This is a genomic window from Micromonospora sp. NPDC000207 (genome assembly GCF_040300925.1).
Lineage (GTDB): Bacteria > Actinomycetota > Actinomycetes > Mycobacteriales > Micromonosporaceae > Micromonospora.
Window position 1 is genome coordinate 1 of the sequence record NZ_JBEPEQ010000147.1, and the last position, 11,410, is coordinate 11,410.

An 11,410-nucleotide genomic window follows, 5' to 3' on the forward strand; every position below is an offset into this window, starting at 1 on the left:
GGAGGCGGCACGGTGCCCGGCGGCGAGGCGGCACGGTGCCCTCCGCAGCGACGGCCCGGTGCCCGGCGGCGAGGCGGCACGGACGCAGACCCAGGTGGGTGGCGGGTTGCGCGGGACGCCGGACGGGTTGCATACTCGACGGCGTGTTCCGTCAGCGTGACTACTTTTACTACGGCACCGGGAGTCCGGCAGCCGTGGGTCGCGCCTGATCGATCAGACCTACGAAAGCCCCGGGCTCCCCAGGAGCCCGGGGCTTTTCGTTCCGGGATCCTGGCACCCGGTCCCGACATCCAAGGGGTAAGACGATGATGACAGACGTGATGGAGCAGAACGGTGGCGCGGCAGGTCCGGAGGCCGGGGACGCGGCGGGGGCCGAGCCGACGCCGGACCGTCCCACGACCGGCACCGACGAGCCGGAGGCCGCCGCGCGGATCACCGCGATCCGGGAACGGATCGACGAGATCGACAAGGCCCTCATCGAGCTGTGGCAGGAGCGGGCCGGGCTCTCCCAGCAGGTCGGCGCCACCCGGATGGCCTCCGGCGGAACCCGGCTGGTGCTGTCCCGGGAGCGGGAGATCCTGGAGCGGTTCCGGCGTGAACTCGGTGCCGACGGCGCTCAGGTGGCCCTCCTGCTGCTGCGCGCCGGGCGGGGCCCGCTCTGACCCCGGCCCCGACCCGACACGGCAGAAGAGCCGCCGTCCGGCGTCACGGGTGACAGCGGACGGCGGCTCGGTCGCCGCTCAGGCCTCGCTCGGTCGCCGCTCAGGCCTCGCTCGGTCGCCGCTCAGGCCTCGCTCGGTCGCCGCTCAGGCCTCGTGGGTGGCGACGATCTCGCGCTTCTCGGCGAAGTGGCAGGCGCTCGGGTGATCCGACCCGTCCCGCACCTGTAGTAGGGGAACCTGCTCGGCGCAGACGTCCTGCGCCTTCCAGCACCGGGTCCGGAACCGGCAGCCCGAGGGCGGGCTGATCGGCGAGGGGACGTCCCCGGTCAGCCGGATGATCGCCTTGCTCGACCGCAAGGTCGGGTCGGGCACCGGCACCGCGGAGAGCAGCGCCTGGGTGTACGGGTGGGTCGGCCGCTCGTAGATCTCGTCCTCGGTCCCGATCTCCACGATCTTGCCGAGGTACATCACCGCCACCCGGTCGGAGAGGTGACGCACCACGGACAGGTCGTGGGCGATGAAGACGTACGACAGGCCGAGCTCGCCCTGCAGCTTCTCCAGCAGGTTCATCACCTGGGCCTGGATCGACACGTCCAGGGCGGAGACCGGCTCGTCGCAGACGATGACCTCGGGCCGCAGGGCCAGAGCCCGGGCGATGCCGATGCGCTGCCGCTGACCGCCGGAGAACTGGTGCGGGTACCTGTTGATGTGCTCCGGGTTCAGGCCGACCAGGTCCAGCAGTTCCCGTACCTTGTCCCGCCGGCTGCCCTTGGGTGCCACGTCGGAGTGGATCTCGAACGGCTCCCCGATCAGGTCACCGACGGTCATCCGGGGGTTCAGCGAGGTGTACGGGTCCTGCATCACCAGTTGGATCTGGCGGCGCAGGCGACGCAGCGCCGGTCCGGAGAGCTTGGAGATGTCCTGGCCCTTGTAGAGGACGCTGCCGGAGGTGGGCCGCTCCAGGTTCATCAGGACCCGGGCCAGCGTGGACTTGCCGCAGCCCGACTCGCCGACCAGGCCCAGGGTCTCCCCGGCCTTGAGCTCGAACGAGACACCGTCTACGGCCTTGACCTGACCGATGGTCTTCTTGAAGACCACCCCCCGGGTCACCGGATAGTGCTTGACCAGATCCCGGATTTCGAGAATGTTCTCAGTCACGGTTCACCAACTCCTCGGCGAAGTGGCATGCGCTGGCCCGGCCCGGGGCGATCTGCAGCAACGGCGGGAGTTCCTCCCGGCAGACCGGCTGGGCCATCGGGCAGCGCGGATTGAACGGACAGCCCGGCGGGATCGCCATCAGGTTCGGCGGCAGGCCCTTGATCGTCCGGAGTTCCTGCCCCTTCTCGTCCATCCGGGGGATCGAGTCGAGCAACCCCAGGGTGTACGGGTGCGCCGGCTTGGCGTACAGGTCGTACACGTCGGCTTCCTCGACGATCCGGCCGGCGTACATGACCGCGATCCGGTCCGCCACGTCGGCGACCACCCCGAGGTCGTGGGTGATCAGGATCATCCCCATCTGCCGTTCCCGCTGGAGTTCGGCGAGCAGGTCCATGATCTGGGCCTGCACCGTCACGTCCAACGCGGTGGTCGGCTCGTCGGCGATCAGCACCTCAGGGTCCAGCGCCAGCGACATCGCGATCATGGCCCGCTGGCGCATGCCGCCGGAGAACTGGTGTGGGTACTGGTTGAACCGACTCTTGGCGTTGGGGATCTTGACCTGGTCGAGCATCTCGATGGCGCGCTTCTTGGCGTCGCGGCGGCTCATCCCCCGCCGGAACCGGAACTGCTCGGCGATCTGGAACCCGACGGTGAAGACCGGGTTCAGCGCGGAGAGCGCGTCCTGGAAGATCATCGCGATGCCCTCGCCGCGGAGCTTGCGGCGCTCCTCGAAGGACATCGCGAGCATGTCCTTGCCGTGGAAGCGGACCTCGCCGCCGGTGACGAACCCGGGGGGCGTGTCGAGGATGCCCATGACGGTCTGCGCGGTGACGCTCTTGCCGGAGCCGGACTCGCCGAGCACGGCGAGGGTCTCCCCCGCGTCGACGTGGTAGGTCACCCCGTTGATGACCTTGGCGATCCCGTCCCGGGTACGGAACTCCACCCGAAGGTCCTCGACCTCCAGGAGACGCCCCGACGGGCGGTCGCCGGCCCCCGGCGTGGACTGCTCGGACACGAGAATGTCGGACACTGGATCTCCCCTAGCGGAGTTTCGGATCGAGGGCCTCGCGGACCGCCTCGCCGAGCATCACGAAGCTCAGGACGGCCATGACGAGGAACCCGGCGGGGAAGAAGAGCAGGTACGGCGAGACGCGGATGTAGTTCTGCGCCTCACTGATCATGATTCCCCAGGAGACGACCGGGCTCCGCAGACCGACACCGAGGAAGGACAGGGTCGCCTCGGCGCCGATGAAGGAACCGACCAGGATCGTCCCGTAGACAAGCAACGGCGCCAGACAGTTCGGCAGCAGGTGCTTGAAGATGATCCGGGAGGTGCTCGCCCCGAGCGCCCGCGCCGCCACGATGTAGTCGGCCTCCTTGGTGGCCAACACCGAGGAGCGCATCAGCCGCATGGAGACCGGCCAGCTCAGGACCATGAGGGAGAGGGTCACCAACCCCATGATCTGCCACTCGTTGTTGTTGGACCCGACACCGTTGAAGGTGGTCAGGATGACGATCGCACCGAGCACGAACGGCAGCCCGAAGAAGACGTCGGCGATCCGGGAGAGCAGGGCGTCCACCCACCCGCCGACGTAACCGGCGATGACCCCCATCATCCCGCCGAAGAGCAGGGTGCCTGCCACGGCGGTCAGCGCCACGATGATCGAGGCACGGGCACCGTAGATCACCCGGGCGTAGACGTCCCGTCCCTGCACGTCGTAGCCGAACCAGGCGTCGGCGGAGGGCTTCACCTGGCTGTTGCTCAACGCCCCGTTCACCGCGTCCTTCGAGGTGAACAACCAGGGGAACGCCGCCATCAGCAGGAAGACCAGGATCAGGGCGGCGGAGATCCAGAACAGCGGCTTGCGGCGCAGGTCGAGCCAGGCGTCCCCGAGCAGGCCGCGCGGCTTCTCCTTGCGGGCGTTCTCCGGCAGCCCGGCGTTCGTGGGCGCGCCGGATCCGGCCTCCGTCGGCTGGTGCGACGGAGGTGTGGAGACGATCGATGCGGGGGTCGGGTCGCTCATGCCGTCACCACGCTGACCAGGTCGGCGCGGACGCCGACGACACCGGTGTGCTCACTGCGCTCGGTCGGACCCGCCACCTCGCCGCCGTCGACCCCGGTCGGGGCGGTGCGGCGCGCTGCGGTACCGGGTGCCACGTGGTTGCGCTCACTCATAGCGGATCCTCGGGTCCAGGGCGGCGTAGAGCAGGTCGACCAACAGGTTCATCAACAGGTAGATGAGCACCAGGACCACCACGATGGAGACCACGGTAGCGCTCTCCTTTGTGGTGATCGACCGGTAGACGACCTGGCCGATGCCGTTGATCCCGAAGATGCCCTCGGTGACGATCGCGCCTCCCATCAGGGCGCCGAGGTCGGTGCCGAGCAGGGTGACCACCGGGATGAGGGAGTTGCGCAGCAGGTGCACGCCGACCACCCGGCGCATCGGCAGCCCCTTGGCGATGGCGGTCCGGACGTAGTCGGCCCGGCGGTTCTCCGCGATGCTGGTCCGGGCCAGCCGGGCGATGTACGCCATGGAGGCGCTACCGAGCACGAACCCGGGTAGGAGTAGTTCGCTCAGTGGCATGCTGCTGGAGACCGTCGGTCGGACGATGCCCCACTGCACGCCGAGCAGCCACTGCAGGACGAAACCGATGACGAAGATCGGCAGAGCGATCAGGAACATCGTGGAGACCAGGACCAGGTTGTCCAGGAAGCCGTTGCGCCGCAGACCGGTCAGCACGCCGGCGGTGAGGCCGATGATCGCCTCGATGGCCAGGGCGACGAGCGCCAGCTTCAGCGTGTTCGGGTACGCCGCGACGATGATGTCGTTGACCGACCTGCCGCCGAACGTCTCTCCGAAGTCGCCCTGGAGCAGGTTGCGCATGTAGTTCGCGTACTGCACCAGCAGCGGCTGGTCGAGCTGGTACTTCTCGGTCATGAAGGCGACGTACTGCTCCGGACAGCGCCGCTCGCCACACTTGCCGGCGAACGGGTCACCGGGCACCGCCCAGACGAGCCAGTAGATCAGGAACGTCGTCCCGATGAAGACGGGCACTAGTTGAAGCAACCGCCTCAACAGGTAACGGCCCATGGGTGGTCCTCCCAGACAGGGGGGTGTCGGGTATGCCCGACACGGTGGTGACTACGCGCGGTGCCGCGGTGGTGCTCCGCGCGGAACGGCCCCGGGCCGGACTCACGGGTGTGTGAGCCCGGCCCGGGGCTTTTACCGCCTCGGATCAGAGCTCGACGCTGGTGATGTCGAGCTCGCCGACCGCCGTCACCTCGAGCTTCTTGATCTTCTCGGAGTGTCCGGCCTGGTTGGCGTAGTAGTAGATCGGCAGGCTCGGGACGTCCTGGTCGATCAGCTTCACGGCCTCGGCGAACTTGGCGTGCGAGGCGTTCAGGTCAGCCTGGCCACCCGCATCCTTGGCCAGCGCGTCCACCTGCGGGTTGGTGTAGCCACCGTCGTTGGACGAACCACCGGTCACGTACAGCGGGTTGATCCAGTTCTCCACGTCCGGGTAGTCCTGCTGCCACGCGGCGCGGTACGGACCCGTCATCTTGCCGGCGTTGATCGCCTGACGGAAGACCGCGAAGGTCGGCATGCCCTCGGCGCGGGCCTCGATCCCCAGGGTGGTCTTCACCTGCTGGGCGACGGCCTCCATCCACTCCTTGTGGCTGGAGTCGGCGTTGTAGTAGAAGACCATCTCGCCCTCGAAGCCACCGGCCTCGGCGAACAGCTTCTTGGCCTCGTCCGGGTTGTACGTGCAGACGGTGCAGTTGCCGTCCACGGTGCCCGGGGCGAGCGGGTTGGCCCAGCTGGTGGCCGGCTTCCGGGTACCGAAGAAGATCTTGTCGACGACCTCCTGCCGGTTGATCGAGAGCGAGACCGCCTTGCGGAGCTTGACGTCCTGGAAGCGCTCGTCGTAGAGCGGGAAGGCGATGATGCCGGTGATCGGGGTGGTGGTGCTGATCGCCCGCTCGCCGAGGTCGTTCTTCCAGCTGTCGCCCGCCAGCGCGGAGACCGGGACCTGCTCGACCCAGTCGAGGTTGCCCGAGACCAGGTCGGCGTAGGCGGCCGACTCGTCCTGGTACAGCTTGACGTCGACGTCCTTGATCTTCATCTTGTCGCGCAGGTTGTAGTCGTCGAAGCGCGTCAGCTTGATGAGGACGTCGTCCTCCCAGGAGACGAACTTGACCGGACCGTTACCGATCGGGCTGCGTCCGAACTCCTCGGGCTTCTGGGTGAAGAACGCGTCCGGCAGCGGGCTGTAGGCGCTGTAGCCGAGCTTGGTCGGCCAGACGGCGGTCGGCGCGTTGAGGGTGACCTCGAAGGTCCAGTCGTCGACGACCTTCAGGCCGGACATCTTGTCAGTGGTCGGCTCGGGGGCCTCCTGCGGGCCGTCCTCGTCCGGGTCGGGCTTGTTCACGTCGGTGAAGCCCTGGATGTCGGCGAAGAAGCTGCTGTTCTGCGCGCCGTTCGGCGAGTACGCGGCCCAGTTCCAGGCGTCGACGAAGTTCTTCGCCTTCACGACGGTCCCGTCGTGGAACTTGGTGTCCTGCTTGATCTTGACGGTGAAGACCTTGGAGTCGGTGGTCTCGATCGACTCCGCCACGGCGTTCCGGGGGGCGCTGCCGTCGTTGGGGTACTCGACCAGGCCGGTCCACATCCAGTCGATGACCTTGCCGCCACCGGTCTCGGTGGTGTTCGCCGGAACCAGCGGGTTCTCCGGCTGGACGCCGTGGATGGTGATCGCGCCGTCGGCGCTGTTACCGCCTTCGCCGCTGTCGCTGTCGCTCGAGCAGCCGGACGCGACGAGCGCGAACGCCGCGCCCACCGCGACGACGCTGCTCGCCCGCTTCGAGACTCTCATTACGAGGGGCCTCCTCTTTCTCACCTGGTTCCGCGTGGGTTTCACGCACGTGTGGGGGTGATTGGCGTCCGGCGGGCCCATTACCACACCGAGCGCCGGATCACCGCTGGAAATCGGGGCACCCCCTGATGCACCGATCCGCCGGGCCACCGACCCCGTCGCACGGGACGCCGCACAGAACAGCAGGCCACGAAGCGCTTCGATCAGCAGCGTCCGCGGCCGGCAGGTCAGGCAGGGCGCCTCACGCAAGGGGGCGAGGTGCTGCAACTGTGACACCTACCGACGGGTTCCGTGAAGGCGCCGTTATCAAGACGTTAGTTGGCCGCCACGTCGTCGATACTTGAAAAAAGATCATGAAATACCCCAGATCCAGCATCCTGAGCTGGCAAAACTCGGTCAGAACGGGCCTTCGGCGGGCACCTTCCACCCCCTCCGGGTCACACCGGCTCCACAGGCGTCGCCAACGGTAATCGGGGTCGACCGACTCGAAGTTCAACCGTACGGACGATGTTTGTCGCGCCGACAAGCCATCGCACCCGCGCCGGGCGGTGACCGTCCGCGCACCGAACGGTGGTCCCGGGTCACCGGACATCCTGCCAACAACGTGGGCCCCGTCACCAGGTCAGGGACCACCACCGATGCGTGGGACGTACCGGTCGGCGGGGGAGGCCGCCCGGTGGACGGCGGGCGGGGCCGGTCGCCGACGCCACCAGGCCCCGCCAGGGCCGTGGAAAGAGTCCGGCCCCGGCCCCGCCAGGGTCGTGGAAAGGGTCCGGCCCCGGCACCGCGCGGTGCGGTGCCGGGGCCGGGGCCGGATGCAGGGGGTGGCCGGGCCACCTCACCCGTCAGGCGGTGAAGCGGAGCTTCCGGCGGCGGATCACCAGCACGGTGATCGCACCAACTGCGAGCAGCAGGACTCCGACGCTGGCGGCCGCCGCGATCGGCGAACCGGTGAGCGGGAGGTTCCCGCCGCCGCTGACCGGGGAGGTCGACGGGGCCGGGCTCTCCTGCGGGGTGGAGGAGGAGGGCTCCGGGCTCTCCACCGGCGGGGTCGTCGTCGACTCCGACGGCGACGCGGAGGGGGACGGCGACGGGGACTGCGGAGACTCGCTCGGGGTCGGCGAGGACGGCGTCGGATCGGGGGCGGGGGTGAAGATCGCGCCGGCCTCGGCGGTCACCTGCGAACCGGTGCTGCCGCCGAGGATCAGCTTCTGGTAACGGTTCTTTCCACCGGCGAAGAGGAACACCCGGCCGAAGGAGACCGAGTCCTCGGCGGTGAGGGTCACCGTCACCTTTCCGATGCCGTCCCGGTTCAGCCAGAACCGCCCCTCGTTGGTGGTCGTCGTGACCGGCTGTCCCTCGGCGTCGACAGCGCTGCCGTACTCCACCCGCAGCGCGATCTCACCGGCGGGGCCCCGCACCGTGAACGGGCCCGCCTTCTCGCCGACGGTCACCTCGGCGACCCGGGGGTCGACGCTCAGCTCGGCCTTCGGCTCCGGCGCGTCGGTGGCGTTGGCGATCAGGTAGTCGTACAGCTTCTTGATCGCCCGGTACTCGACGGGCCTGGTGAGATTCGGACGGTTGGCCCGGTCGGCAAGCCGGACGTTGTCACTGAAGTGCCAGATCGCGGTCTGGGTGCCGAAGTACAACACGGTCTCCTTACGGAAACCGGTCTCCGGGACCTCGGCACCGGCCGCCGCGAGCAGCGCGTCGCCGTCGACGTTCGGATACCCGTGGGTGAGCACCCACTGCACCTTGGCGAGGTTCTTCACCTGGGACTCGTCCCAGGTGCCCTCCTGGTAGTCCCCGTTCAGCGCGACCGGGGTGTGGAAGTCGATGCAGAAGACCGGCACCTTCCTGCCCTCGATCTCCAGCTCCAACGCGGAGGTGCGCTCCGGTCGGCTGTTGAGCTGGAGCACGACCTCCGTCCCCGGCTTCTCCGTCGCCCGGCCGGTGACCGGCCCCTCGGCGGCGGCGGGACCGGCCACCCCGAGCGCGAGCGCGCTGCCGACCACGCCCGCCACCGCGAGCCGGACCCAGCGCCGTCCTCGTTGTCCGAACATCAGATCGCGTACCTCTTCCCCAGGGGTGACCCGTCGGGCGGGTGACCGGAAGTCAGGCGTTCTCGCGGGGATGGGAACACCCGTGTCCGAGAAACGTGACGGGGCATTATCAGCCGAGGATCGTACGGTTGTCAGCCCCGCTGGGAGAGGAATTCGACCTTTGCCCTGATTGGTGCCGGGAAAATGTCAGACCAGTCGACGGTCGGCGGCCCACCGTGACAGCTCGTAGCGATTCGACATCTGAAGTTTCCGCAGCACGTTGGAGACGTGCGTCTCCACGGTCTTGATGGAGATGAAGAGTTCCTTGGCGATTTCCTTGTACGCGTACCCGCGCGCCAACAACCGGAGCACCTCACGCTCACGGTTGGTGAGCTGATCCAGTTCCGGATCGGTGACGGGGGTATCCGACCGGGACGCGAATGCGTCGAGTACGAATCCGGCCAACCGGGGGCTGAACACCGCGTCGCCGTCGGCCACCCGGCGGATCGCCGCCGCCAACTCGTCGGGTGCGATGGTCTTCGTGACGTACCCCCGGGCACCGGCCCGGATCAGCCCGATGACGTCCTCCGCCGCGTCCGACACGCTCAGCGCGAGGAACCGCACCTGCGGGTGGGTACGCCGCAACGTCTCCAACACCGCCCGCCCCCCGCCGTCGGGCATGTGGACGTCGAGCAGGACCACGTCCGGTGCCGTCACCGGGATCCGGCCGACCGCCTCGGCGACGGTGCTCGCCTCGCCGACCACCTCCACGTGGGCGCCCAGTTCGGCCCGGACCCCGGCCCGGAACATCGCGTGGTCGTCGACCAGGAACACGCGCAGTCGCCCACCCCGGGCGTTCGCCGGCTCGACCGGTTCCATCGGCTGCTGGTCCATGGTCAACTGTCCCTCTCCACCGTCGACGAGTCCTTGGCGATCGGCATGATCAGCCGGACCTCGGTTCCTTCTCCCGGAGCGGTACGGATCTCCGCCCGACCGCCGTGACGCTTCATCCGCCCGACGATCGAGCCCCGGACCCCGTGCCGGTGATTCTCCACGGTATCCAGGTCGAACCCGGCACCCCGGTCCCGGACGAAGGCGCTGGCCTGCTCGGGTTCCACCTCGGCGTACAGGGAGACGGTCCGTACGCCGGCGTGGCGGGCCGCGTTGACCATCGCCTCCCGGGCCGCCGCCACCAGCGCGGAGACCCGTTCGTCGGTCTCCCGGTCCCCGACCACCACCACCTCCACCGTGATCGCGAAGGTGTCCTCGACCTCGGCGGCGGCCTCCTCCAGGGCGGCGGCGAACCGCTCGTGGGGAGAGGCGGTGGGCTTGTACAGCCAACTGCGCAGGGAGCGCTCCTGCCCCCGGGCCAGCCGCTGGACGGTGGTCGTGTCGGCCGCGTTGCGTTGGATCAGCGCCAGGGTGTGCAGCACCTGGTCGTGAATCATCGCCGCGAGTTCGGCCCGCTCCTGCTCCCGGATCCGCCCTTCCCGCTCGGAGCGGAGCTGGTTGAACGTCCGCCACAGCATCGGGGCGGCGACCACCCCGACCCCGGCGAGCCCGACCAGGGCGAAGATGACCCCGTTGAGCACCGCCTCGAAGTTCTGGGCGGGCGAGTAGACAGCCGCCACCCCGATGATCCCGACCGCTACCAGCAGCCCTCCGCCGATGAACCGGAGCACGAACGCCCGACGGTCGCTCTCCTCCACCACGGCGTTGAGCCACGGCACCGGTATCGCCTCGCCCCACTCCCACCGGCGCTCCGGTGCGGACTGGTGCCAGATCACCCCGGCCCCGACGGCGATGATCGCCACCAGCCAACCGGCGGTGCCGGCCGCCCCGACCGAGTTGAAGACCATCATCTGCAGGAGCAGGACACCGAGGCCGATCACCACGAACGGCAGCAACTGACCGAACCCCCGCCGGGGCGGTACGGCGGTGTCGCCCGGCCGCACCGGGACCACCGCCCAGAACGCCGCGTACAGCAGGAGACCGAACCCGTTGAGCCCGAGCAGGATCATGAACGCGATCCGTACCCGGACCACCGGGAGACCGAGATGATCGGCGATGCCGGCCGCCACACCGGCGGCCAACCGGCGCTCCGGTGCCCGGTAGAGGCGGGGTGGCTGGCTGACGACGTTGATCGGAACTCCCTGGTCAGGGCGGGACGGGCGGGTGCCGGTCGGGAACGGGGCCGACCTGTCGATCGTCACACGTCGTCAGCCGGGTCGACCACGGGGACGCCCCGGACATTGTCCGGTCCTCTTCTCAGGGTGGGCTCAGGGTCCGGTCCCGGAGGTGCTTCGCGCCGTCGCGGAGCAGGATCGGGAGTATGACCGAGGAAGCTGCGCCGTCGTTGCGTCCCGGGTCGGCGTCGGCCGGGCCGGAGCCGGACACCGGATCCCCTGTCGCGCCGCCGCAGGCGGGCACCCCGTCCGAGCCCGGCCCCACCGGGTACCCCGGTCCCCCGCCACCCGGTGCTGCCGGTCCGCCGCCGGGCAGCGCCGGTCCGCCGCCGCCACCCGGTCCCACCGGGCCCCCGCCTGGCAATGCCGGTCCGCCGCCACCCGGTCCCACCGGGCCCCCGCCTGGCAATGCCGGTCCGCCGCCACCCGGTCCCACCGGGTGAACGGATGAGAACACGTCTGAACACGAGTCACATCGTGAGGG

At 69.2% G+C, this 11,410-nt stretch carries 10 protein-coding genes; 1 reads left to right on the plus strand and 9 read right to left on the minus strand.

All coding sequences use genetic code 11. From position 1 onward, the window contains the following. The first annotated feature begins 305 nt into the window (after positions 1–305). On the plus strand, positions 306–662 hold the full coding sequence (locus ABT336_RS24825; protein ID WP_350899594.1) for a chorismate mutase: 357 nt from the start codon (positions 306–308) through the stop codon (positions 660–662). 144 nt (positions 663–806) lie between these two features. Here ABT336_RS24825 and ABT336_RS24830 read toward each other — a convergent pair whose 3' ends face one another. The 9 genes from ABT336_RS24830 to ABT336_RS24870 all read right to left on the minus strand — a co-directional run bounded on the left by ABT336_RS24830 (position 807) and on the right by ABT336_RS24870 (position 10,884). Further along, the gene (locus ABT336_RS24830) at positions 807–1,820 is read right to left on the minus strand and encodes an ABC transporter ATP-binding protein (RefSeq protein ID WP_350899596.1); all 1,014 of its coding nucleotides are present in this window, start codon (positions 1,818–1,820) and stop codon (positions 807–809) included. Further along, positions 1,813–2,835 (minus strand): ABC transporter ATP-binding protein, encoded by a 1,023-nt coding sequence (locus ABT336_RS24835; protein ID WP_350899610.1) that lies wholly within the window; start codon positions 2,833–2,835, stop codon positions 1,813–1,815. The genes ABT336_RS24830 and ABT336_RS24835 overlap by 8 nt, the downstream gene beginning before the upstream one ends. Before the next feature lie 25 nt (positions 2,836–2,860). Next, positions 2,861–3,844, minus strand: a complete 984-nt coding sequence (locus tag ABT336_RS24840) for an ABC transporter permease (RefSeq protein ID WP_350899598.1) — start codon at positions 3,842–3,844, stop codon at positions 2,861–2,863. Next, the gene (locus ABT336_RS24845) at positions 3,841–3,996 is read right to left on the minus strand and encodes a hypothetical protein (protein ID WP_350899600.1); all 156 of its coding nucleotides are present in this window, start codon (positions 3,994–3,996) and stop codon (positions 3,841–3,843) included. The genes ABT336_RS24840 and ABT336_RS24845 overlap by 4 nt, the downstream gene beginning before the upstream one ends. Continuing rightward, positions 3,989–4,915 carry an ABC transporter permease gene (locus ABT336_RS24850; protein ID WP_350899602.1) on the minus strand — a complete coding sequence of 309 codons (927 nt, stop codon included), beginning with the start codon at positions 4,913–4,915 and terminating at the stop codon, positions 3,989–3,991. The genes ABT336_RS24845 and ABT336_RS24850 overlap by 8 nt, the downstream gene beginning before the upstream one ends. Before the next feature lie 145 nt (positions 4,916–5,060). After that, on the minus strand, positions 5,061–6,698 hold the full coding sequence (locus tag ABT336_RS24855) for a peptide ABC transporter substrate-binding protein (RefSeq protein WP_350899604.1): 1,638 nt from the start codon (positions 6,696–6,698) through the stop codon (positions 5,061–5,063). Positions 6,699–7,543: 845 nt separating this feature from the next. Continuing rightward, positions 7,544–8,761, minus strand: coding sequence for a thioester domain-containing protein (locus tag ABT336_RS24860; protein ID WP_350899606.1), 1,218 nt, complete (start codon positions 8,759–8,761; stop codon positions 7,544–7,546). A gap of 186 nt (positions 8,762–8,947) precedes the next feature. Further along, positions 8,948–9,634: a response regulator gene (locus ABT336_RS24865; protein ID WP_350899608.1), complete on the minus strand. Its 687-nt coding sequence runs from the start codon at positions 9,632–9,634 to the stop codon at positions 8,948–8,950. A gap of 2 nt (positions 9,635–9,636) precedes the next feature. Next, positions 9,637–10,884, minus strand: a complete 1,248-nt coding sequence (locus tag ABT336_RS24870; RefSeq protein ID WP_350899612.1) for a PspC domain-containing protein — start codon at positions 10,882–10,884, stop codon at positions 9,637–9,639. Positions 10,885–11,410 lie beyond the last annotated feature (526 nt).

Coding starts and splice junctions, on each gene's coding strand:
- ABT336_RS24845 (WP_350899600.1), bottom strand. CDS start 3,996: ATGAGTGAGCGCAACCACGTGGCACCCGGTACCGCAGCGCGCCGCACC.
- ABT336_RS24850 (WP_350899602.1), bottom strand. CDS start 4,915: ATGGGCCGTTACCTGTTGAGGCGGTTGCTTCAACTAGTGCCCGTCTTC.
- ABT336_RS24840 (WP_350899598.1), bottom strand. CDS start 3,844: ATGAGCGACCCGACCCCCGCATCGATCGTCTCCACACCTCCGTCGCAC.
- ABT336_RS24860 (WP_350899606.1), bottom strand. CDS start 8,761: ATGTTCGGACAACGAGGACGGCGCTGGGTCCGGCTCGCGGTGGCGGGC.
- ABT336_RS24825 (WP_350899594.1), top strand. CDS start 306: ATGATGACAGACGTGATGGAGCAGAACGGTGGCGCGGCAGGTCCGGAG.
- ABT336_RS24865 (WP_350899608.1), bottom strand. CDS start 9,634: ATGGACCAGCAGCCGATGGAACCGGTCGAGCCGGCGAACGCCCGGGGT.
- ABT336_RS24855 (WP_350899604.1), bottom strand. CDS start 6,698: ATGAGAGTCTCGAAGCGGGCGAGCAGCGTCGTCGCGGTGGGCGCGGCG.